This window comes from Streptomyces tibetensis (assembly GCF_007655005.1).
GTDB lineage: Bacteria > Actinomycetota > Actinomycetes > Streptomycetales > Streptomycetaceae > Streptomyces > Streptomyces tibetensis.
Genome location: NZ_SZVW01000029.1, coordinates 73,916 through 96,750 on the forward strand (window position 1 = coordinate 73,916; position 22,835 = coordinate 96,750).

At 71.9% G+C, this 22,835-nt stretch carries 19 protein-coding genes and 1 pseudogene; 12 read left to right on the forward strand and 8 right to left on the reverse strand.

What is annotated here, in order from left to right:
* Positions 1-34 precede the first annotated feature (34 nt).
* The 3 genes from FDO69_RS37245 to FDO69_RS37255 form a co-directional block, all read right to left on the reverse strand.
* Positions 35-1,849, reverse strand: coding sequence for an Hsp70 family protein (locus FDO69_RS37245; protein WP_104787661.1), 1,815 nt, complete (start codon positions 1,847-1,849; stop codon positions 35-37).
* Positions 1,839-3,131: a KAP family P-loop NTPase fold protein gene (locus FDO69_RS37250; RefSeq protein WP_159030686.1), complete on the reverse strand. Its 1,293-nt coding sequence runs from the start codon at positions 3,129-3,131 to the stop codon at positions 1,839-1,841. Before FDO69_RS37250 ends, FDO69_RS37245 begins: the two co-directional genes overlap by 11 nt.
* A 248-nt stretch (positions 3,132-3,379) precedes the next feature.
* Positions 3,380-5,203 (reverse strand): bifunctional metallophosphatase/5'-nucleotidase, encoded by a 1,824-nt coding sequence (locus FDO69_RS37255; RefSeq protein ID WP_104787666.1) that lies wholly within the window; start codon positions 5,201-5,203, stop codon positions 3,380-3,382.
* A gap of 145 nt (positions 5,204-5,348) precedes the next feature.
* On the opposite strand from FDO69_RS37255, the gene mshD reads away from it, so the two are divergent.
* Genes mshD through FDO69_RS37270 form a run of 3 tightly spaced genes read left to right on the forward strand, consistent with a single transcriptional unit; the run spans position 5,349 to position 6,860 of the window.
* Positions 5,349-6,275 carry a mycothiol synthase gene (gene mshD, locus FDO69_RS37260; RefSeq protein WP_104787669.1) on the forward strand — a complete coding sequence of 309 codons (927 nt, stop codon included), beginning with the start codon at positions 5,349-5,351 and terminating at the stop codon, positions 6,273-6,275.
* Positions 6,276-6,324: 49 nt separating this feature from the next.
* Positions 6,325-6,666, forward strand: a complete 342-nt coding sequence (locus FDO69_RS37265; protein WP_104787671.1) for a DUF5753 domain-containing protein — start codon at positions 6,325-6,327, stop codon at positions 6,664-6,666.
* Positions 6,663-6,860 carry a DUF397 domain-containing protein gene (locus tag FDO69_RS37270; RefSeq protein ID WP_104787674.1) on the forward strand — a complete coding sequence of 66 codons (198 nt, stop codon included), beginning with the start codon at positions 6,663-6,665 and terminating at the stop codon, positions 6,858-6,860. Before FDO69_RS37265 ends, FDO69_RS37270 begins: the two co-directional genes overlap by 4 nt.
* A gap of 787 nt (positions 6,861-7,647) precedes the next feature.
* Here FDO69_RS37270 and FDO69_RS37275 read toward each other — a convergent pair.
* The 5 genes from FDO69_RS37275 to FDO69_RS42515 all read right to left on the reverse strand — a co-directional run bounded on the left by FDO69_RS37275 (position 7,648) and on the right by FDO69_RS42515 (position 12,289).
* On the reverse strand, positions 7,648-8,574 hold the full coding sequence (locus tag FDO69_RS37275; protein ID WP_104787677.1) for a LysR family transcriptional regulator: 927 nt from the start codon (positions 8,572-8,574) through the stop codon (positions 7,648-7,650).
* Between the two features lie 187 nt (positions 8,575-8,761).
* The gene (locus tag FDO69_RS37285) at positions 8,762-9,388 is read right to left on the reverse strand and encodes an ABC transporter (protein WP_234388269.1); all 627 of its coding nucleotides are present in this window, start codon (positions 9,386-9,388) and stop codon (positions 8,762-8,764) included.
* Complete coding sequence (locus FDO69_RS37290) at positions 9,379-10,893, reverse strand: ABC transporter permease (RefSeq protein ID WP_104787680.1); 1,515 nt, start codon at positions 10,891-10,893, stop codon at positions 9,379-9,381. Before FDO69_RS37290 ends, FDO69_RS37285 begins: the two co-directional genes overlap by 10 nt.
* Positions 10,890-11,750: an ABC transporter ATP-binding protein gene (locus FDO69_RS37295; RefSeq protein ID WP_104787683.1), complete on the reverse strand. Its 861-nt coding sequence runs from the start codon at positions 11,748-11,750 to the stop codon at positions 10,890-10,892. Before FDO69_RS37295 ends, FDO69_RS37290 begins: the two co-directional genes overlap by 4 nt.
* Positions 11,747-12,289: an RNA polymerase sigma factor gene (locus FDO69_RS42515; protein ID WP_234388270.1), complete on the reverse strand. Its 543-nt coding sequence runs from the start codon at positions 12,287-12,289 to the stop codon at positions 11,747-11,749. Before FDO69_RS42515 ends, FDO69_RS37295 begins: the two co-directional genes overlap by 4 nt.
* Before the next feature lie 251 nt (positions 12,290-12,540).
* Here FDO69_RS42515 and FDO69_RS37315 point away from each other — a divergent pair.
* The 9 genes and pseudogenes from FDO69_RS37315 (at position 12,541) to pstS (ending at position 22,735) form a co-directional block, all read left to right on the forward strand.
* Positions 12,541-13,808: pseudogene (locus FDO69_RS37315) on the forward strand (RNA-guided endonuclease InsQ/TnpB family protein).
* Between the two features lie 114 nt (positions 13,809-13,922).
* Entirely contained in the window at positions 13,923-14,315 is a 393-nt protein-coding gene (locus FDO69_RS37320) for a GntR family transcriptional regulator (protein ID WP_104787686.1), read from the forward strand.
* The gene (locus FDO69_RS37325) at positions 14,312-15,196 is read left to right on the forward strand and encodes an ABC transporter ATP-binding protein (RefSeq protein ID WP_104787689.1); all 885 of its coding nucleotides are present in this window, start codon (positions 14,312-14,314) and stop codon (positions 15,194-15,196) included. The genes FDO69_RS37320 and FDO69_RS37325 overlap by 4 nt, the downstream gene beginning before the upstream one ends.
* Positions 15,193-16,197 (forward strand): ABC transporter permease, encoded by a 1,005-nt coding sequence (locus tag FDO69_RS37330; protein ID WP_104787692.1) that lies wholly within the window; start codon positions 15,193-15,195, stop codon positions 16,195-16,197. Before FDO69_RS37325 ends, FDO69_RS37330 begins: the two co-directional genes overlap by 4 nt.
* A gap of 40 nt (positions 16,198-16,237) precedes the next feature.
* Positions 16,238-17,164 (forward strand): hypothetical protein, encoded by a 927-nt coding sequence (locus FDO69_RS37335; protein ID WP_104787695.1) that lies wholly within the window; start codon positions 16,238-16,240, stop codon positions 17,162-17,164.
* 386 nt (positions 17,165-17,550) lie between these two features.
* The gene (locus FDO69_RS37340; protein ID WP_167526764.1) at positions 17,551-19,782 is read left to right on the forward strand and encodes an RNA degradosome polyphosphate kinase; all 2,232 of its coding nucleotides are present in this window, start codon (positions 17,551-17,553) and stop codon (positions 19,780-19,782) included.
* Entirely contained in the window at positions 19,763-20,890 is a 1,128-nt protein-coding gene (locus FDO69_RS37345) for a CHAD domain-containing protein (RefSeq protein WP_104787698.1), read from the forward strand. The genes FDO69_RS37340 and FDO69_RS37345 overlap by 20 nt, the downstream gene beginning before the upstream one ends.
* A 34-nt stretch (positions 20,891-20,924) precedes the next feature.
* Positions 20,925-21,359: an NUDIX hydrolase gene (locus FDO69_RS37350; protein WP_104787701.1), complete on the forward strand. Its 435-nt coding sequence runs from the start codon at positions 20,925-20,927 to the stop codon at positions 21,357-21,359.
* 245 nt (positions 21,360-21,604) lie between these two features.
* The gene (pstS, locus tag FDO69_RS37355) at positions 21,605-22,735 is read left to right on the forward strand and encodes a phosphate ABC transporter substrate-binding protein PstS (RefSeq protein WP_167526765.1); all 1,131 of its coding nucleotides are present in this window, start codon (positions 21,605-21,607) and stop codon (positions 22,733-22,735) included.
* Positions 22,736-22,835: the final 100 nt, after the last annotated feature.

Below are 22,835 nucleotides of genomic sequence, written 5' to 3' on the forward strand. Positions count from 1 at the left end.
TGCGCACCGCCCCTGGCCGCAACCTGAGCCCCCACTATGCGATCGATGTCACGGGCGTCGACGCATCGGAGACGAAGCGCTCCACCTCCTGGGCGCGGTGGTCCATCTGCGCGGTGAGCTGCTCCGCCACGTGCGCGACCACGGTGGACACTTCGGCGGGATCCAGTTCCGCGTTCCGCAGCGTCGTACTGATGAGCTTGCGTGCGCCTGCCTCTGTCGCCGTCGGGATTCCCAGCGCCACTGCGGCGACGGCTCCCGCGGCGCCGAGTTTCCTGAACACCTGTCCGCCGGACGCCATGAACCGCACCACGTAGGAGAATGCGCGTCCATTCTCCTCAAGGGTCCTCAGCACCGCCTGCGCCGCCCGGAGCGTGCGCCACATCGGTCGGATCCGCGCGCCGATGGCGGTCCCGATGATCCCGGGCAGCTCGAGGTCCAGGGTGAACCGGTCGTCCCGGATGTCGTACGAGCGGCAGATGTCGAGTGCCATCGGGGTGAGTTCGGCGTTGAGCCGTACGCGCAGGCCGACGAGCACCTCGTCCATGCCGGTGAGGCGGCGGATGAGCGCGTCGATGTCCTGTTCGTCCTTGGTGTCGGCGAACTGGTCGTCGGCCCTCTCCAACAAGCGGGTCAGCAGGGTGTTCCTGGCCTGGTCGAAAGCGGAGAGCAGGCCGGCCCGGATCTTCTCCTCGAACTCGGGGCGGACCTTCAGCGCCTGGATGTCGCGCCGGAACCGGGCCACGTTGACCCGATGCCGTCCGACACTGGCGAGCCCCCGGGTCACCGACAGCGAGGGGTCGGTGTCGTTCTCGACGGTGGCCCCGGGGAACGCGTCGAGACACAGCCGGCGCACCACCGGCATGCGGGAACCGCCTCCGGTGAGAACCACCAGCTCGGGCTCGTCCGCACCGAGCAGCTCGCGCACCTCCGCCAGGACGCCCGCGAACCGCTCCGCCCAGCCGCCCCGGTCGCGCACCACGTCCCCGGGGATGTTCTGCTGCCTGAGCCAGCCGATGGCGGGGACCAGGAACGGCGTGAACCGGCGGTCGCAGCCTGCCTGGAGATCCTGGAGGCGTACGTCGTCCCCGCCGAACTGCGCTTCCTTGGCCCGGCGGCATACGAGCCGCAGCATCTCCGGCGCGCCGTCCTTGTCGAGCGCCGCGGTGAACTGCTCGTTCGCCCGGAAAGCCGCCCGTACCCGCTCGACGAGTTCGTTGTCGATCAGGGCGCAGCCGAGGCCGGATCCCACCGGCAGGTTGCGCGGCACGAGGTCGGCCACGAACGTGAAGTCGGTCGTGGAGGAGCCGATGTCGACGACCAGGACCCGGTCGAGCCCGCGCGGGTCACGCCGTACTGTCCGGCGGTCCCTGACGTGGACGAGCGCGGACTGGGACTCCGCGACGAGCTGGACGGGCAGCCGCATCGACGAGAAGTGCTCGCGGTACGCCGCGACCGAGGCGGCGTCCCAGCCCGTGGGGTGGCCGACGTACACCGCGCAGTCGTCCCTGACCTCCGGGTGCGCGGCGAAGAACTCGGTGAGGAGGACCTGGGCGAACTGCACGGCCTCGGGGACGACCAGCCCCTGCGGATCGGGCCGCGTCTTGAAGTTGACGCTGAAGTGCAGCGCGTTCTTCGCCAGCACCGCGGCCTCGCCGATGACGTACCGGTGACCGCCCTGCTCCAGGGGTTCGCGCCCCAGTGCCGTCACGATGGCGGTGCCCTCGGTTCCCCTGGCGTAGATCTCCGCCTTGCCGCGCCCGTGCGTGGGCAGCCAGCACAGGGAGCTCTCCCCGTCGCCGAGGTCCAGGCCGACCGCGTACCGGACCTCGGATTCGCAGTCAGCCGGCATGGGCGTCGCCCTCGCCGGTGAGTGCTCCGCCGGTGACGGTCAGCACCTCGGTGAGCAGTCTGAGCACGCTGGCCGTCGGAGGAGGCGGGAAGGAAAATCCCGTACGCCGGGACGACACGGTGGCGATCAGCCGCCGCACCCCCGGGTTCCGCGCAGCGAGCTCCCCGTCCCGGCCGCCGAGCTCCGATTTCGTGAACTCCGCGTCGTCGAACCGTGCCCAGACCCCGGGATCGTTCTGCAGGGCGGAGAAGAAGTCCGGGAACTTGATCTGCAAAGCGAGCAGGACGCCCGCGTGCAGCAGGCGGTCACTGCCGGGCCGGCCGTCGTGCTGCTGGAGTGTCAGGACGGTGTGGTTCAGGCCGTTGATGAAGCGGCGCACCCGCCGCGGGTTGGCCGCGAACGCGACCTCGATGAGCTCCCAGAGCTCCCGCGAGGCACCCACGGCGGGTTCCGTGATTTCGCTGCTGAGCTGCTGGTACAGCAACTCGAAGGGGATACCCGGCAGATGGAACGGGAAGTGGATCAGTTTCTCCAGGTACTGCCGCCCGCGCGCGCCGTCCGTGCCCTCCCGGTCGAACCGCTTGGCGGCGGCCTCCGCGACGACCTGGTAGTCCATGGCGAGCACGAAGACACAGGAGCCCTCCCCCAGGAAGAGCTTCAAGGAGTCGAGCACGGTGATCGCCGCTTCCTCGTGGCAGCGGTCCAGGTCGTCGACGAACAGGACGAGCCGACCGCCGTCGGCGTAGATGTCGACGACCTCGCGGAAGTCCTGCTCGAAGCGGTTGACGTGTAGATACGTCTCCGCCCCCGGTGCGGTGAGCGCGCTCTGGACGGCGTCGACGTCCTCGGGGACCAGGAAGCCCGCCGTCAGCGGGCCGGCCGCCCTGCGGGCGAGCAGCCAGGCCGCCGCCTGACTGAGCCGTTTGACCGTGCCCAGCGCCGCGGACAGCCGCTCCTGCCGGGTCTCCTCACCGGCCTGACGCCGTCTGTCGAGGTCGACGGCTATCTCGGTGAGGACGGTCTGGATCAGGGCGTGCCAGATCTCGTCCTTCTGGTCGTACTTCCAGGGGTTGAACCAGACGGTCCGCACGCCGCGTTCCTTCAGCAGGCCCTCGCAGACCTTCATGAAACTCGACTTGCCCATCCCCCAGGGGCCGAAGACGCCGATGGTGAGCGGCAGCCCCTCGGCGGTCTCGATCGCATCGCAGAGCACCTTGGCATGGGTGCCGAACCCGAACCGGTCTCCGTCCGGTCCCGAGATCGGGTTGTCGGGCAGCAGCATGGTCCCCCTCACGGACCGCCGCGCCTCTCGGCCACGGTGACCGGTTGCTGACGGCGGGTCACTCATCGTGCCGCAACGGGTCTGACCTGGGCGGGGATTCAACCGAAATACCAGGACGTTTCAGGTACTGGGTCGCGTGCGCACACCGGAGGGGAGAGGGGCCCGGCGATCGCCGTAACGCGGCCGGAACCGACGACGGGGCCGGTGGCATGCACCGGCCCCGTGCCAAGCCCCGAGGGGCTCTCGGTTCAGTGGACCATCGTGATCCGGTCCGCCTTCGGCGGGGCGATCGGGTTCGATGCCGAGGAGTTGGCCGTCAGGTACTGCTCCAGCGCGGCCAGATCATCACTGCCGACGACGTCGTTCGTGCCCTGGCCGAGGGTCGGGAAGCCGTCGCCGCCGCCCGCGAGGAAGCTGTTCGTCGCGACGCGGTAGGTGGCCGACAGGTCGATGGCCGAGCCGTTCAGCTTGATGCTGTCCGTGACCACCCGGTCGGCGCCGGACTTGGTGAGGTCCAGCGTGTAGGTCAGGCCGGACGAGACCTGGAGGATCTTCGGGGCCGCCGCGTTCGGGCCGGACACCTGCTCCTTGAGCGCCTGGACGACCTGCGCGCCCGTGAAGTTCTGGAGGTTCACGGTGTTCGCGAACGGCTGGACCGTGAAGCCCTCGGCGTAGGTGACGACACCGTCGCCCTCGGCGCCCTTGGCCGCGTAGGTCAGCGGCGCGCGGATGCCGCCCGGGTTCATCAGCGCCAGGTCGGTCTCCGGGTCGAGCTGCTTGCCGTGGGCGAGCTGGGCGTCGGCGATGAGGTCGCCGAGCGGGGACTCGGTGCCGGTGTTGCCGATGTCGCCCGAGATGTAGCCGATCGGCTTGTTGCCGATGGGCGCGGCCAGGGTGTTCCACTTACTGATCAGCTCGGTCATGTCGGGCGCCTTGGGGACGTCCCGGGTGACCACGCGGTTCGCGGACTTCACGGCCGTACGGGCGATGTCGCCGGTCCTGCGGTCGTACGTCAGCGTCGTGTCGGTGTAGAGGCGCCCGAAGGACGCGGCCGAGGTGACCATGCGGGGCTTGCCGGCCGGGTCGGCGATGCTGCACACGTACGCGTTGTGGGTGTGGCCGGTGACCAGCGCGTCCACCTGCGGCGTGACGTTCTTGGCGATGTCGACGATCGGGCCGGAGATGCCGTCGCCCGCGCCCGGGGAGTCACAGTCGTAGTTGTACGACGCCGACGCCGGGAAGCCGCCCTCGTGGATGAGCGCGACGATCGACTTCACGCCCTGCTTCTGCAGCACCTTGGCGTACTTGTTGATCGTCTCGACCTCGTCCTTGAAGGCCAGGCCCTTGACGCCCTCGGCGGAGACGATGTCCGGGGTGCCCTCCAGGGTCACGCCGATGAAGCCGACCTTGACGCCGTTCTTCTTCCACACCCAGTAGGGCTTGAGAATCGGCTTCTTCGTCTTCTCGTCGAGGACGTTGGCCGCGAGGTAGGGGAAGTCGGCGCCCTTGAACTTCTTGTCCGAGTAGCAGCCGTCCTTCGGGTGGCAGCCGCCGTTCTGGAGGCGGCCGAGCTCCTTGGCGCCCTCGTCGAACTCGTGGTTGCCGACGGAGGTGACGTCGAGGTCGAGCTTGTTCAGCGCCTCGATGGTCGGCTCGTCGTGGAACAGCCCGGAGAGCAGCGGGGAGGCGCCGACCATGTCGCCGCCGGCGGCCGTGATGGAGTACTTCTCGCCCTTGCGGGCCTGCCGCAGATGCGTGGCGAGGTACTCGACACCACCGGCGTCGATGGTCTTGGTCGTCCCGTCGGGCTGCGCCTCGGTGACGCGGCCGGAGGAACCGGCGGGCGGCTCCAGGTTGCCGTGCAGGTCGTTGAAGGACAGCAGCTGGATGTCCTGGTAGCGGCCGTGCCCGTGGCCGTACCCGCCCTTCCCGTGCTCCTCCCCGGCGGAAGCCGAGCCCGGCAGCCCGGCCGCGGCCAGCGCGCCGACGGTGACGACACCGGCGGCGAGAGCGGCGAAACGGTTCGTACGACGTCTGCGGCGGTCCGGGTGCGCCGGTGAAGTGGCTGGCATACGCCCCCCTTTGGGTCTGCTGGGACAGTGATGTCGTCCGGCGCAGCCTAGAGTCAACGCGCGTAGCGCAACAGGTGTTTCATGGTTACGGCCTGGTTGCTTCTTTGCCGCCGATTTGCCGGTGGTGCCCCGTACCCTCGTACGCATGACCAGCGACGACACCGTGAAGCCGGGCCACCCCCGCTCGATCGAGACCCTTGCCGCGCTCTCCGCGGAGCAGACCGAGGCCGTGCTCGGACTGCTCGACGAGGCGGCCGGGACCGACGGGCAGCAGGCGGTGTCCGAACAAGGCCGGTTGCAGTTGCGCGGCGGGGAGCGGGAGGGCGTGTCCCACCTGCTGCTCACCGCCGGCGGGGAACTGGTCGGTTACGCCCAGCTGGAGGACACGGACCCGGTGGAGCCGCCGGCCGCCGAGCTGGTGGTGCATCCCGGGCATCGCGGACACGGGCACGGGCGGGCGCTCGGCTCGGCGCTGCTGGCCGCCTCGGGGAAGCGGCTGCGGGTGTGGGCGCACGGCGGGCACTCCGCCGCCCGGCATCTCGCGCAGGTCCTCGGCCTCACACTCTTCCGTGAACTGCGCCAGATGCGGCGCTCGTTGACCGACTTCGACGCGCCCGACCCGGTACTCCCCGAGGGCGTCTCGGTCCGCGCCTTCGTCCCCGGCAAGGACGACGCGGCCTGGCTCGCGGTGAACGCCGCCGCCTTCGCGCACCACCCCGAGCAGGGCTCCCTCACCCAGCGCGACCTCGACGACCGCAAGGCCGAGCCGTGGTTCGACCCGGCGGGCTTCTTCCTCGCCTTCCGCGGCGACGAACTCGTCGGCTTCCACTGGACCAAGGTGCACGCCGAGGAGGGCCTGGGCGAGGTGTACGTCCTCGGCGTCGGCCCCGGCGCGCAGGGCGGCGGCCTCGGCAAGTCCCTGACCACGATCGGCCTGCGGCACCTGGCGGGGCAGGGGCTGCCGACGGCGATGCTGTACGTCGACGCCGACAACTCCGCGGCGGTGTCGGTGTACGAGCGGCTGGGGTTCGTCACGCACGAGGTGGACCTGATGTACCGCACGGAGACGTGACGGAGCCGTCGGGAGGTCCCGGGTCAGGACGTCGCCGTCCGGATCGATCGTGGACGAGTTCGCGCTCCGACGTCCTGCTGCCCAGGGCAAGACGTGGCACGACCAGCTGCTTCACCTTGAGGTTGCCGCGCTGTGGCCCAACTTGGCGCTCCAAGTACTGCCGTTCTCGGCGGGTGCGCATCACCATATGAACGGATCGCTGACGCTGCTCTGGCAGCGGAGCGGAAGCGCCGTTGCCTACACGGAAGGCAACAGCGGTGGTCGGCTGATCGAAGATCCGGACGAGGTTCTTCGGGAGCGATCGTCCTACGATCGCCTTCGCGACCTGGCGTTGTCCCCGTCGGACTCGCTCGCGTTCATCAGGGGCGTACTGGAGGAGCACAGATCATGACGAGCACCCGCGACCTCACCACCGCTGTGTGGCGCAAGTCGTCCTACAGCGACGGGGGAGCGAACAACTGCGTCGAGGTCGCCGACAACTGCCCCGGCATGATCCCGGTCCGTGACAGCAAGCAGCCGCAGGGCCCGATACTCGTGTTCGGCGTGAGCCCTTGGGCGTCGTTCCTCACGTACGTCACCAACTGACCGTCGGGGCCGCCCGCTTCCTTGTCACTGTCGTGCTTCCACGGCCTGCCTCAAGGGCGCTTCGCGTCGCCTTCGGCGAGCGGCCTGCGGCCGACCCTTGACCCAGTCCGCTCCAGCACGAGGAAGAAGCGAGCGAGCGGCCCGGAAGGCGGGTGGCCGAACCCCGTGTGCGGTCATCGGCCCGTTGCCCCGCACCCGGCGTCGGCGGGCGCGCACGCGTCTCGCCTGCACGCCGGCTCGGCTCAGCGGCGAGCGGTGGTGGTGGGGGGTGGGGGGCCTTGGGAGCCCGGTGGAGCATTTGGACCATGCCGCCCGGCCCTCACCAGCGGTTTCGCTCCCGCCCTTGGCCCATCCGCTCCAATACAGCAGAGGGCACCCCCTTTGCTCCCTCGCCTGGCCCCCTATCCCCCATCCCCTGCCCCCGGCCCGGCTCCCCTCCTCCCTCTTCCCCTCCCCACGGCCCCCCACCCCCCACCACCACCGCTCGCCGCTAAGACCACCCGGCGTGCAGGCGAGGCGCGGGTGCGCGCTGACGCCGGGTGCGGGGGCAACGGGGCGTTGATCGCACACGGGGTTCGGCCACCCGCTCTTTCCGGGCCGCTCGCTCGCTTCTCTCCCGTGCTGGAGCGAGGTGAGTCAAGGGTCGGCCGCAGGCCGATCGGCGGAGCCGACGCGGAGCGCCCTTTACTCGGCTCGTGGAAGCACGACACTGCAAAGAAGCGAGTGGCCCCGACAGTTTCTGTCCGACAGGCCGAGGGTGGAGCGGTACTCAGGACTCGGGCCCTGGTCACTGCGCCCAGGAAGGGCGCCACGTCCTGCCCTCTGCGAGCCCGGGCTGTGCCGCCAGGTGGGCGCGCAGGGCCGTCAGGCCCGGGTGGGGGTTGTCCGTACGCCAGAGCAGGGAGTGCGGGTAGACCGGGGTCGGGTCGCGCAGCGGGACGAGGCGCAGGTCGTGGTCGGTCGGCCAGACCAGCGGGGTGCGTTCGCTGAGGAACGTCGCCAGGGTCGGGGAGTCCGCGACGGTGTCGAGGAGGGCCTCGACACCGAAGTTGGGGCCGATGGTGTCGATGGCCGGGCCGAAGGTGGCGGCGAGTTCGTCGTAGTAGGCGGCCCACTCCGTGCCGGGCTCGTTGCCCGGCATCCAGATGCGGTGTCCGGCGAGCTGCGCCGGCGTCACCCACTCGGCCCGGGCGAACTCGTGGTCGGGGCCGACGCACAGCCGGAGCGGCTCGTCGAGGACCGGGGTCGCCGTGATGCCGTCGGGGAGCGGATGCCCGGGCATGGTGACGGCCCGGAACGTGGCGTCGACGGCCCCGTCCCGCACGGCGGCGACCGCCGCGTCGACTCCGAACAGGGTGACGACGTCCAGCCTGATCTCCGGGTGCGCCCGGTGGAAGTCCCGTACCAGTCCCGCCGTGGCGGCCCGGCGCCCCACGACGTCGACCCGCAGCACCCGGTCGCCGGGCCGTACGGCGGCCACCGCCCGTTCCTCCGCCTGGAGAAGGGCGCGGGCGTGCGGCAGGAGCGCCTGCCCGTCGATGGTGAGCTCCGCCCCGCGCGGTGTGCGGACCAGCAGCCGCACCCCGAGGTCCTTCTCCAGCGCGGCGATCCGCTTGGACACGGCCTGCTGGGTGAGGGCCAGGTCCACGGCGGCCTTCTGAAACTGCCCGGAGTCGGCGATCGCGACGAAGGCGCGTACGGCTTTGAGGTCCACAGGGGCAGACTAGTCACACAACCGTTGGTTGTCGGAATGCCCCCGACCGGGAGGCGACGGGGCTTGCTGGGCCGATCGGGGCGTTCTCGGGAAGCGCGGCGGAGATCGGGCAGGCGTTCGGGCCGGCGATAACGGCTCCCAAGGACGGATGCGGCCGTCTGCACAACCACTCGATGTGCCCCGGCGTCTAGAGCCGCACCCGCCGCCGCAGAGGTTCGATCGCGCACACCACACCCAGGAGCACGGCCCCGCCCAGCACCAACCCCCACCGCTCGTGCGCCGCCGCCCATCGCTCGTCCTCCACCGGCACGAACAGGGCCCAGCGGCCGGGCCAGAACAGCATGGCCAGGACGGCCGTGGTCAACAGCGCGCCCGTGACCGGCCGTCCGGGCCGGGTGACCTCACTGAAGCGCACCGCCGCCGCGGCTCCGGCCACCGCCAGGACGAAGGCCGCCCCCGCCTCCAGCGTGATGTCGGCGACCGGGGGCCGTACCTCCGGCGGCACGAGCAGCAGGGCCACCGTCCACCAGGCCGCGGCGGCCGGGACGACGAGGACCGTCCGCAGGGCGACACGGACCGGGCGCCGGGTCGGCACGGTGGACGTGGTGTGCCGGGCCGGGTCGTCCAGGAGGAAGGCCAAGCCCACCGCGAAGGCGAGGATCGCGGCCCGCAGCAGGTACAGGGAGAGGCGTTCGGCCGTCTCGCCGGTCCGGGTCAGCGCCGCGAGCAGCAGTCCCGCAGCCCCGGCCGCGCCGATGCCGCGCCACGGCACCGTCCGGTGGACGGGCAGCACCAGCTGCCGGTTCAGGAACACTTGTCCTCCCCCTCGGGCGCGGGCAGGTCCAGCAGCTCGGCGGCCCGGGCCGCGGTGACCTTCGGTGCGGTCAGTTCGCCCCAGTGGTCCTTGACGCGTGCGCCGGCCTCATCGCGGGGCAGGTCGAGCAGGGCGCGCAGCACCTCGGTCTGGGCCTCGGTCATGTACAGCCCGTGCGTGGGCTGGAGCACGTAGGCGGAGCCGGTGACGCTGTCGTCGAGGCGGACGCGGCGCAGCGCGTCGAGCGGGTCGGACTCCCAGCCCACGGCCAGCCACATCAGGGGGACGATGCGACCGTCGCAGATCGAGTTCGCGGCCTTCTCGTCACCCGCGATCAGCACACCCGCCGCGGCCGCGGCGAACTCGGGGACGCGGTTGCCGCCCCACTGGGTGCCCACCGTCACCTCGTGCGGACGCTCCAGCGGGGCCAGAGCGGCATCACCGGAGAGGCCGTAGCGCGCGTCGATCCGTTGCCGTACGACGAGGTCCTGCTCGTGGGCGCTGCCCCCGGCCAGGGACCGGACCCGGTCCACCACCCCGGCCCAGTCCGCGCCCCGTGGCCCCCACTCGGGGAACGCGCAGTACGTCGATCCGTCCCGCCGGAGACAGGTCTGCACCTGCTCGGGGTGCAGCGTGGCGCGTTCGCGCGCCTTGACCAGTCCGGGGGATTCGCCCGCCGACTGGGCCACTCCGCCGACCAGCGTCATGGCGAGCGCTCCGGCGGCACCGGCCATGACGACCGGCTTGCGGCCACCGGCGACCAGGATCGCCACCAGGCCCAGCAACAGGGCCAGTCCGGCGAGGTACAGGGCGTGCCAGGCGGCGGGCCGGCCCATCAGGTCGGACGGCAGGGTGTTGCTGGAGGCCTCGACGACGGCCGGCAGCAGCCAGCGGGTCGCGTCGTCGCTCGTGCCCCAGAAGAAGGCGAACAGGAAGAGTCCGAACACGACCAGCAGCGGGGCGGCGATGGCCGACCTCACCAGCCCGGCCAGGAGCAGTCCGGCCGTCCCGAACAGCAGCACCGTCAGCGGCCCGACGAGCAGTTCGCTCACCGACCCGTGCCCGATCGCGGCGGGCCGCAGCGCCTCCCGGCCGAACTGCCCGGCCACGCACACGGCGGTGAGCAGGGCCGCGGCCACGACCGACAGCCCGTGGGCGGCCGTACGGCGCCACTGCGGGAGCACCAGCACCGCGAAGTGCCGCTCCGTGCCGTGCCGTCGGGAGCGCAGCGCGGCCTGGTTGACGGACAGCAGGACCGCGAGGCCGACGAGCATCGGCGCGCTCTGGGTGGCCCGGTCGGCGTCCTGGAGGGCCGGGTAGTCGCCCCAGGCCTTTCCGGCGCGCCACAGGGTCCAGCCGAGGTACACGGCGAAGGCGAGGAGCACCGGGATCCGGGTCAGCAGCCGGCGGGACTCGAACAGGGCCAGGGCGAGCACGGCCTTGAAGGACCCGCCGGGCGCGTTCCGTATCGCGGACGTGACGGGCTTCTCCACGAGCGTGGTCACGCCGCCACCTCCGCTCCGGCGTCGTCGAGGGTGAGCAGGTAGCCGTCCTCCAGGGTGGGTTCGAGCAGTTCGGCGCCGGGCGGCGGGGCCCCCACGTTGCGGAAGGTCCCGGTCCCGGTGCGCCACCCCGCCTTGGCGCCCGGGTCCCGCTCGGTGCTGCTCCACACGCGCCCCTCGGCCCGCGCGGTCAGCTCGGCCGGAGTGCCCTCGAAGCGCACCCGGCCGGCGGCCATGACCACCACACGGTGGCAGAGCATCGCCACGTCCTCCGTCTGGTGGGTGGACAGCAGCACCGTCCGTCCCTCACCGGCTTCCGCGATCAACTCACGGAATCGCATGCGCTGTTCGGGGTCGAGCCCGACGGTCGGCTCGTCGAGCACCAGGAACCCGGGATCGCCGACGAGGGCCGATCCCAGGGCGACGCGCTGCCGCATGCCCCCGGACAGCTTGCGGATCCGCTTGCCCCGCACCTCCGCCAGGCCGACCTCGTCGAGCACCCGCCGCACCTCCCGGTGCCGGGCGGCCCGGTCGGTCATCTCCTTCAGGATCGCCACGTAGTCGACGAACTCGAAGGCGGTGAAGTCCGGGTGGAAGCCCGGGGTCTGGGGCAGGTAGCCCAGCCGACGCCGCACCTCCTGGCGGCCGCGGGCGGTTCCGGGATCGTGCCCGAGCACGGTGAAGGCCCCCCGGTCGGCGGGCAGGGCGGTGGCGAGCACCCGCAGCAGGGTGGTCTTGCCGGCGCCGTTGGGGCCGAGCAGCCCGGTGACGCCGGCGGTCAGCCGCAGCGACACGTCGTCGAGGGCCCGGGTACCGCCGTAGCGGAGGCTCAGCCCGGAGGCGGACACGGTCGTGGTCATACGGCACGTCCCTGGAAGAGGTCGAATCGGTCACGAAGCAGGAAGAGCAGCCCGGCGGCGAGCGCGGCGACCGCCGCCGCCACGCCCTGCCCGGCCACGGTGAACGGCGCGAGCGGTACGTCCGCCCCGGCCCGCAGCACGTCGGCCGTCAGCAGCAGCCCGGCCCATGCCCCGCCCACCAGGGACGGTGCGAGTACCGGGCCGAGACGGGGCATCAGCGCGAGTCCGGTCGCGGTCAGCAGCCGCCCCCGCGCCCCGTCGCCCCGCAGCGCGTCCACCAGCCGCCGCGAGGCGATGCGCCACAGCCACCCGGCCGCGTCCGGGGAGTGGCCCTCCTGCCGGTGGCGGGCCGTGCCCCGCCACACCGCGAGGAACGTCTCCTGCACCACGTCGTCGACGACTCCGGGATCGGCGCACCGCCCCCGCAACCGGGCCCGGAGCCAGGGCGCGTAGCGCCGGTACAGCTCCCCGAAGGCACGCCGGTCGACGTCCACGGCTACGGCCCGCAGCAGCTCCCCGTCGCTTCTCGTATCGCTCACGTCTCCTCATCGGACGGCCCGGCCCGAACGGTTCACTTGTTTCTTGCGAGGATCCTCCGGCGTTTCCGCCGGGGAGGGCTCGGAGGCGGAGCGCCCGTGTCGCTGTCCGATGTTCGATGGTGGTGCAAACGTGCATGCCCACTGTCGCTGGTGGGGGTGGTGGCTGCGGGATCGGGGGACGTGCGTGCGGTGATCGTACGTATGGTCCTGTGCGGGGTTCGGGTCGTCTTGTCGTTGCGGGAGGGGGCGGGATGGCGCAAGTGGGGTCGGCCGCGGAGGCGGTCGGACATGCCCGCTACACCTTCCGGCTGCGTGTGTCCTCGACCGCCCGCAGGGCGCTGGTGACGGAGTGGGACCGGTGCCGGTGACTGTGGAACGAGGGTGTGGCCAAGTCGAAGGCGGTGTATCTGCACAACCGTGCGACGGGGGAGAAACGGACGTGCGGCCCGGCGCAGCTCGACCGGATGCTGACCGAGGCCCGGAAGACCATTCCGTGGCTGCGAGAGGGCTCCTCGGTTGTCCAGCAACAGGTCATCCGCGACTTCGGCCGCTCCCGCACCAAAGCGCACAAGGACATCAAAGAGCGACTGCCCATGTCCCGCCGGGCGGGGATGCCCACGCACAAGAAGAAGCGTGAAGCACTACCGACCCTGAACTACACCCGGCGCGGGTTCCGTCTGAAGGGCGGCCGTCTGTGTCTGGCGGGCGGGGTCGTGGTGGGGGTGGTGTGGTCGCGGGCACTGCCCGCTGAGCCGTCCTCGGTGCGTGTGTACCAGGACAGCCTGGGGCACTGGTACGGCTCGTTCGTCGTACCCCCCGAGGTGCAGCCGCTGCCGCCGACGGGTCGTGTGCTCGGTGTCGACTGGGGCGTGACGCAGGCCGCGACCACCACCTCCGACGCCCACGACCTGCCGCACCCCGAACACGGCAGGAAGGCGAGCAAGAAGCTGACCCGGTATGACCGGATGATGTCCCGCCGCCGGCCTAAGAAGGGCCAATCGGCATCAAATGGCTACCGCGAGGCGAAGAAGCTGCGGGCCAAGGCATACAAGAAGGTCGCCCGGCAGCGCCAGGACACCGGCCGCAAGTGGGCCAAGAAGGTGGTCCGCGACCACGACGCCGTCGCCGTCGCCGTGGAGGACTTCAAGCCCAAGTTCCTCGCCAGGAGCACGATGGCCCGCAAGGCCGCGGACGCCGCCATCGGCGCCACCAAGGCCGCTCTGCTGGAGATGGGCCGCAAGCACGGGCGGGACGTCCGCCTGGTCCACCCCGCGCACACCACAACGGACTGCGCCAACTGCATGACGAGAGCCAAGCATGCTTCCCCAAGCTCTCGGCTGCGCTCGAGCAGGGGAGACCCCATTCGCTGGGTGAGCGCACCTACACGTGCACCGCATGCGGAGCCGTGTCCCCCAGGGACAAGAACTCCGCACGCGTGATGCTCCTCCGGGCTGGTCTCAACCCGGCTGGCGCCGATGGCGCAAGACCCCCTGGAGCGCAGCTTCAGGGGGCGGCCTGAGCCAGGAATCCCCTCCCTTCAGAGGGAGGGGAGGATTCAAGAAAGCACGCTTGACTTTCCCCACCCCCTTGCACCACCCTTTCACTACTCAATTAGTGAAAGGGTGGTGCAGGAGTGGTCGAGTACCGCATCGACCGGCGCAGCGGCGTCGCCACCTACGTCCAGATCGTCCAGCAGACCAAACAGGCCCTGCGCCTGGGCCTGCTGGAGCCGGGCGACAAGCTCCCGACGGCCCGTGAGGTGGTGGAGGCCACCGCCATCAACCCGAACACGGTCCTCAAGGCCTACCGGGAGCTGGAGCGCGAGGGCCTGGTCGAGGCCCGCCGCGGACTGGGCACGTTCGTCCGCAAGGCCCTGAGCACCGCCCCCGCCGACTCCCCACTGCGCGCCGATCTGGACGCATGGGCGGTCCGGGCCCGCGAGGCCGGCCTGGAGCGCGAGGACGTGGCCGCCCTCTTCACTTCCGTACTCGACGCGCATTTCGCAGACTTCAAGGGGGACGCATGACCGACACCGCCATCGAGGCGGCCGGACTGGGCAGGAGGTTCGGGCGACGCCGCGCCCCGGCCCTGGACGGCTGTGCCTTCCGGCTCCCCGCGGGCCGCGTCTGCGCCCTCACCGGCCCGAACGGCGCCGGCAAGTCCACCCTGCTCGCCCTTGCGGCCGGGCTGCTCCGCCCCACCGAGGGCACCGTCACCGTGCTCGGCACGACCCCGGCCGCGGCCCGTGAGCGCCTCGCCTACGTCGCCCAGAACAAGCCCCTGTATCCCCAGCTCACGATCGCCGGGACGCTGCGGCTGGGCCGCGACCTCAACCCCCGGCGCTGGGACGCCCAGGTCGCCGAGCGGATCGTCGCGGAGGGCGACCTCGACCCCGACACGAAGATCCGGGCGCTCTCCGGCGGCCAGCGCACCCGCGTCGCGCTCGCCCTGGCCCTCGGCAAACGCCCCGAACTGCTGCTGCTGGACGAGCCGATGGCCGACCTCGACCCGCTCGCCCGGCACCAGCTGACGGCCACGCTCATGGCCGACGCGGCCGACCACGGCACCACGGTTGTCATGTCCTCGCACGTCGTCGCGGAGCTGGAGGGCTCCTGCGACCACCTGCTGCTGCTCGGCTCGGGCCGCGTCCGGCTCGCCGGGCCGCTCGACGACCTGCTCGCCGCGCACACCCTGATCACGGGCCGGGCGGGCGAGGCCCTCGACCCGCACACGGTGGTCGAGTCGCGCACCACCGGCCGCCAACTGACCGCCCTGGTCCGGCCGGAGGGCCACCTCGGCGACGGGTTCCAGAGCGACCGACCCTCCCTGGAGGAAGTCGTCCTGGCCCACCTGCGCTCGCCGGACGCCCCGCCGCTGCTGCTCGACGCGCGGGAGGCCGCCGTATGACCGCCCTCACCGCGGCGACCCCACCCGCCGTCGTCCGGCACATCTCGCCGTCGCGCGGCCTGGTCCTGGCCATGCTCCGGCTGCACCGCACGGCGCTGCTCTTCTGGGTGGGGCTGGTGGTGGTGGCCGCCGGGGCGCTGCTGTGGGCGATGGGCCCTGGTGCGGACGCCGCCTGGGCCGAGTACACGGACATGGGCTGCGACCTGTCCCGCCCGAACCTGGGCTGCGACTTCCCCGGCCCCGCGAACAGCCGGTACGAGACCGCCGTGGCGGTCGCGAGCGGCCTCGTCAGGCTCCTCCCGCTGCTCACCGGCGCCTGGGCGGGCGGCGCCCTCATCGCCCGCGAGCTGGAGAACGGCACCGCCCAGCTCGCCTGGACCCAGTCGGCCGGCCCGGCCCGCTGGCTGGCCGCCAAGCTCGCGGTCCCGGCCCTGCTGCTCGTGACAGGCACGCTCACGCTGACGTTGCTGCACCGCATGCTGTGGTCGTCGGACCAAGCCCTGATCAGCGTGGGCTGGCGCGCGTGGCACGACGACGGCATCTTCGAGATCAACGGCACCATCGCCGCAGCCCAGGCCCTCGCCGCCCTGGCCCTCGGCGTCCTGGTGGGGTTGCTGCTGCGCCGATCGCTGTCCGCCCTCGGCGTCGCGGTCCTGGCCCTCGTGTCACTCGTCTACGTCGTCGGCGAACTGCGCCCGCACCTGTGGCCGGTGAAGACGGTCGTGACGGGCCTGGACGACGCCACCGCCGGCTCCGACGGCATGATCGCCGAGACCGGCGCCCTGACCGCCTCCGGTGCCCGTGTCCCGATCCCGTCGTGCTCGGGGGAGCCCGGCTGCGAGGCCAGAATCGGCATCACCCACTACTACGCCGACTATCACCCGGCCTCCCACTTCTGGCCCCTCCAGCTCATGGAGACCGGCCTCCTCCTCGCCGTCGCCGCCCTGGCCACCGCGACCGCCTTCGTCCTGCTGCGCCGCCGCACGGGAGCCGCCGTATGACCGCCTTCGTCCTGCTGCGCCGCCGCACGGGAGCCGCCGTATGACCGCCCTCACCGCGACGACCACCCCCGCCGCCCGCCCCGCCCTCCACCGGGGCGGCCTGCTGCGGGCGGTGCTGCGGACCCACCGCACCGCCCTGGCCCTGTCGCTGCTGGCCCTGGCCGCCGCGAGTGCCGCCCTGGTCTGGCTGCACTCCCTCGAGAACGAGGCCCGGGCAGGCGTGAGCGCCTGCGCCACGCCCCCCATGGACGGGCTCCCCTCCTGCGCGGCGGTCGAGGCGATCACCGTCGACCAGACGTACGCGAACGGCATCGCCTTCCTCGCCACCGCCCTGTCCTGGCTGATGTTCGCCGTGGCCGCCTGGGCGGGCGGCGCCCTCGTCGGCCGCGAGCTGGAGAGCGGCACAGCCCAGCTCGCCTGGACCCAGTCCGTCGGCCCCCTGCGCTGGCTGACCGCGAAACTGGCCGCCCCGGCCGCGCTGCTCACCGCAGGCACCGGCGCGCTCGTGCTGCTGAACGTCTGGGCGCGCGGGGAGGCCGACCCCGACCTGGTCGGCGACTGGTACTACCCGGACGCGTTCGTGTCGACGGGCCCGGTGGCCGTGGCCTACGCCCTGGCCGGACTCGCCCTCGGCGCCCTCGCCGGACTGGTGTGGCGCCGGGCCCTGCCCGCCACGGGAGTGGCCCTCGCCGCCTCCCTGCTTCTCCACAGCCTCCTGGAACGGCACCGCGAGGACCTCTGGCCGACCGTCGGCCGCACCGCGCCCGGCAGCATCGAGCTGCCCCGCTCGGCCTTCCAGGTCACCTGGGACACCCCCGCCCCCCACGGCGTCCACATCAGCCACGCCACGTTCCACCCGCAGTCCCACTTCTGGCCGCTCCAGTACGTGGAGACCGGCCTGCTGCTGGCCGTGGCCGGCACCGCGACGGCCGCCGCCTTCCTCCTGCTGGCCCGCCGCCTCCCCTGAACCCGGTCCGCGCGTCCTTCCACGGGGGGATGGACGCGCGGCCCGCCCCTCGGGGACACTCCGTGGCGCCCACCGACGCCGGCACCGGGACAGTCCGTGCCCCACGGCGGCACAGAAAAGCGTCCACAGCCTGTGGGCAGCCGCCCCGGCCCCCTCACCCGGCCCTGTGGACGCCCGCGGGCCGCCCCCCGGTGTCCCGCACGTCATGTCTCCGTAACCATCGATTCAGACGAGCTTGCGAAGCTCGGCCAATGAATCCCGCCGTGCCCGAGCCTCCCCCGTCCCGCGAGGGCCCCGAGGGAAACGGGAGCACTCATGTGACGTCTTCGCTCCCGCCCGTGCTGTCCGACGCGCCCGTGATGCTCGCGGCGCGGAAGAATGGGTCCATGAGCCAGCCGAACACCCAGGCACAGGTCCAGCACGCGCAGCCCTCCGTGGGCTCCATAGCAGCCCACCGCCCTCACACGGTGGCGGCCGTCGTCTCCGATCTGGAACCCGACATCGACGCCGACCTCGACGCGTACGAGGAGTCGCCGTACGACGGGCCCCAGCTGCCCCAGGGACGCTTCCTCGACCGGGAGCGCAGCTGGCTCGCCTTCAACGAGCGCGTGCTCGAACTCGCCGAGGACCCCGACACCCCCCTGCTGGAGCGGGCCAACTTCCTCGCGATCTTCGCCAGCAACCTGGACGAGTTCTTCATGGTCCGGGTGGCCGGACTGAAGCGCCGCATCGCCACCGGCGTGGCCACCCGCTCCGCCTCCGGCCTCCAGCCGCGCGAGGTGCTGGAGATGATCTGGGCCCGCTCGCGCGAACTCATGGCCCGGCACGCCGCCTGTTACCACGAGGACGTCGCCCCTGCACTCGCGGAGGAGGGCGTCCACCTGGTCCGCTGGAACGAGCTGCAGGAGAAGGAGCAGGCCCGCCTGTTCACCCTGTTCCGGCACCAGATCTTCCCCGTGCTGACCCCGCTGGCGGTCGACCCGGCGCACCCCTTCCCGTACATCTCCGGCCTGTCCCTGAACCTGGCCGTCGTCGTGCGGAACCCGGTCACGGGCCACAAGCACTTCGCCCGGGTCAAGGTGCCGCCGCTGCTGTCGCGGTTCCTAGAGAGCTCCCCGGGCCGCTACGTCCCCATCGAGGACGTCATCGCCGCGCACCTGGAGGAGCTGTTCCCGGGCATGGAGGTCCTGGAGCACCACGCCTTCCGCCTCACCCGCAACGAGGACCTGGAGGTCGAGGAGGACGACGCCGAGAACCTGCTCCAGGCCCTGGAGAAGGAGCTCATGCGGCGCCGCTTCGGGCCGCCGGTGCGCCTGGAGGTCGAGGAGTCCATCGACCGCGAGGTCCTGGACCTCCTCGTGCGTGAGCTGAAGATCAGCGAGGCCGAGGTCTATCCGCTGCCCGGCCCGCTGGACCTCACCGGCCTGTTCCGCATCGCGTCCCTTGACCGGCCGGAGCTGAAGTACCGCAAGTTCGTCGCCGGCACCCACCGCGACCTCGCCGAGGTCGAGTCGGCGTCCGCGCCGGACATCTTCGCCGCGCTGCGCGAGCGGGACGTCCTGCTGCACCACCCGTACGACTCGTTCTCCACGTCCGTCCAGGCCTTCCTGGAGCAGGCCGCCGGCGACCCGGACGTCCTCGCCATCAAGCAGACCCTGTACCGGACTTCGGGCGACTCCCCGATAGTCGACGCGCTCATCGAGGCCGCCGAGACCGGCAAGCAGGTCCTGGTGCTGGTCGAGATCAAGGCCCGCTTCGACGAGCACGCCAACATCAAGTGGGCGCGCAAGCTGGAGGAGGCCGGCTGCCACGTGGTCTACGGCCTGGTCGGGCTGAAGACCCACTGCAAGCTGTCGCTGGTGGTCCGCCAGGAGGGCGAGACGCTGCGCCGCTACAGCCACGTCGGCACGGGCAACTACCACCCGAAGACGGCCCGGCTCTACGAGGACCTCGGCCTGCTCACGGCCGACCCGCAGGTCGGCGCCGACCTCTCGGACCTCTTCAACCGCCTGTCCGGCTACTCGCGCCGGGAGACCTACCGCCGGCTGCTCGTGGCGCCCAAGTCGCTGCGCGACGGCCTGGTCTCGCGGATCACCAAGGAGGTCCAGCACCACCGCGCGGGGCGTCCCGCGTACGTCCGCATCAAGGTCAACTCGCTGGTCGACGAGGCCGTCATCGACGCCTGCTACCGCGCGTCCCAGGCGGGCGTGCCGGTGGACATCTGGGTGCGCGGCATCTGCGCGGTGCGCCCGGGCGTGGCGGGCCTGTCGGAGAACATCCGGGTCCGCTCGATCCTCGGCCGTTTCCTGGAGCACTCCCGGGTGTTCGCCTTCGGCAACGGCGGCGAGCCCGAGGTGTGGTTCGGCAGCGCCGACATGATGCACCGCAACCTCGACCGCCGGATAGAGGCCCTGGTGCGGGTCACCGACCCGGCCCACCGGGCAGCCCTGAACCGGCTGCTGGAGACCGGCATGTCCGATTCCACCGCCTCCTGGCACCTCGGCCCGGACGGCGACTGGACCCGGCATGCGACCGACGCGGACGGACAGCCACTGCGCAACGTCCAGGAGATGCTCATAGACGCCCGGAGGCGCCGGCGTGGCACAGCAACACCTTGACCCCACGGACCCCCGGTCCAGGCACGACGGGCCCGTCCCCACCGGAGACGCTCTCGCGGGCTATCTGCGGGCCCAGGCCACGGAGTTCCTCCGGGCGCTGCGCCTGCACCGGGAGACGGGGTCGGGGCCGAACGGCTCGGGAGGGTCCGCCGAGGCGGCCCGGGCTCTGCGCCGCTCGGCCCGCCGCATCAGCGCCAGCCTGCATTCCTTCCAGTCCCTCCTCGACGCGGACTGGTGCGAGACGATGCGCCCCGAACTGGCGTGGGTGTCGGGGACGCTGGCGATGGAGCACGCGTACACGGCCCGCCTGGAACGCCTGTTGGCGGCGCTGCACCGGTTGTCGGGCTCCACGGCCCTCCCGTCCCAGCCGGCCGCCCCGGCCGCGGGCGGTCGTGCCGCCGCGACGGCACCCGCCCCACCGAGAGCCGCACCCCGCGACGCCGGACCGCGCACCGCCCCGGCCTCCGCGACGGAACGCGGCAACCTGACCGTGGGTGCGGCGAAGGCGGGCGCCCTGCTCGACCGCCAGCTCACCCTCGCCCGCACCCGGGCCCACTCCACGGCACTGGAGGCCCTGGGCAGCAGCCGCTTCCACGCCGTCGCGGACAAGGTCGCCGTCCTGGCCAGCGAGGTCCCCCTCACCAAGACCGCCGGCAGCACCGACCTGCGTCCCCTGGCCCGTGCCGCCCAGGACCGCCTCGCCGACGCCGTGACCGCCCTCCCCCTGCTCACCGCGGGAAACCCGTACAACGCCACGGCCCTCGTCCACGGCCTGTCCCCGGACACGGTCCCGCACCCGCAGGACGCCCCGTGGCACCAGGTACGGCTGCTGCTGCGCCTGCACCGCTACGCCCGCGAGGCCGTCAGCGGCCCGAAGGGCAACGCCGTGGTCGACCTGCGCCTGCTCTGCGCGGGCCAGGCCCTGAACCGGCACCGCGACGCCTCGGAGGCGGCGGCAGCGGCGGCCCAGGCGGCCCGTACCCCGCGCATCGCCCCCGCCACGGCGTACGCCCTCGGCGTGCTCCACGCCGACCAGCGACACGAGGTGGAGGCGGCGCGCTTCGCGTTCCAGCAGGCCTGGCAGAAGGAGACCGTGGGCGCGTCATGACCGGGCGCCCGGCACCAGGAGGCGGTGAAACACGGTGAACACTCCCAAGGACACCACCGTCCAGGCGGCGGGCTGCGTCCTGTGGCGCCGGTCCCCGGCCACCGGGGAGCCGGAGCTCTGTCTCGTCCACCGGCCGAAATACGACGACTGGTCGTGGCCCAAGGGGAAACTGAAGCGTGGCGAGGACGCACTCGCCGGAGCACTGCGCGAGGTGGCGGAGGAGACGGGCTGCCGGGCCGTGCCGGGCCCCGAGCTGTCCGCCCTGCGCTACCTGGCGGGCGGCCGCCCCAAGCAGGTCCGTTACTGGGCCGCCGAGGCGGTGAGCTGCGCGTTCTCGCCGACGGACGAGGTGGACCGGGTGCTGTGGCTGGCGCCCGCCGCCGCCCGCGACCGTCTCACGCAGCCCCACGACCGGCCCCTGGTCGAGGAGCTGCTCGCCGTTCTGCACCTGCCCCGGGCGGGTGGTTGACCGGACGGTCCCGTTTCGTCCGCAAAAGCGGAATGCCGACGCGCTCTCCCCGTGAGCATTCCGTTACCTCACCAGGCCTTAGGCAGGGGTTCACCCCTCGTTCATGTGCGGCCATCGGCGCCTTCACCTGATCTGCCTAATTTCGGCCTTACCGACGCGAGCCGCGCCTGCTGAGCGCGACCGCGTCCGCGACACCTCGTCTCGCACGCCGCCGATCAGGACGGCGGCTCCTGGAAGGAACTCAAGTGAAGCTTCAGCGCATGAACCGGCGGGCCCTCGCTCTCGGTGCTCTCGCCGTCTCCGGCGCCCTGGCCCTCACGGCGTGCGGCTCCGACGACACCGGCGGCGCCTCCAACGGCGGCGGTTCCTCCAACGCCGCCGCGCCGAGCAACGTCAAGTGCGACGACGCCAAGGGCCAGCTGCTGGCCGACGGCTCCTCCGCGCAGAAGAACGCCATCGACGCCTGGGTGAAGCAGTTCACCGCGGCCTGCCAGGGCCTCCAGATCAACTACAAGGGCGGCGGCTCCGGCGCCGGCGTCACCGCGTTCACCCAGGGCCAGGTCGCCTTCGCCGGTTCCGACTCCGCGCTGAAGCCCGACGAGGTCACCGCCTCCAAGAAGGTCTGCACCGGCGGCCAGGGCATCGACCTGCCGATGGTCGGCGGCCCGATCGCGGTCGGCTTCAACGTCGACGGCGTGGACAACCTCGTCCTGGACGCCCCGACCCTGGCGAAGATCTTCAACGGCAAGATCACCAACTGGAACGACCCGGCGATCAAGAAGCTGAACCCCGACGCCAAGCTCCCGGACCTCAAGATCCAGGCCTTCCACCGCTCGGACGACTCCGGCACCACGGACAACTTCACCAAGTACCTGATCGCCACCTCCAAGAGCGACTGGCCCTACGACGGCGGCAAGACCTGGCAGGCCAAGGGCGGCCAGTCCGCCTCCGGCTCCTCCGGCGTCGCCCAGCAGGTGAAGCAGACCAACGGCGCCATCGGCTACTTCGAGCTGTCGTACGCCAAGGACGGCCTGAAGACGGTCGACCTCGACACGGGCGCCGCCCAGCCGGTCAAGGCCACCGTCGAGAACGCCACCAAGGCGATCTCCGAGGCCAAGGTCGTCGGCACGGGCAAGGACCTCTCCCTGCAGCTGAACTACGGCACCAAGGCCGAGGGCGCCTACCCGATGGTCCTCGTCACCTACGAAATCGTCTGCGACAAGGGCAACAAGTCCGACACCCTGCCCGGCACCAAGGCGTTCCTGCGCTACATCGCCTCCGAGGACGGCCAGAAGATCCTCTCCGAGAACGACTACGCGCCGATCCCCGCCGACATCATCTCCCAGGTCCGCACCACCATCGAGGGCCTGAGCTGACCCGCGTGCGGCCCGGTCCCCTCCCCGGGGCCGGGCCGCACCGTCCGGTGCACCGCCGCCAGTGGCCGTACCCCGCGTACGGCTCCGCAGACCGGAGAAC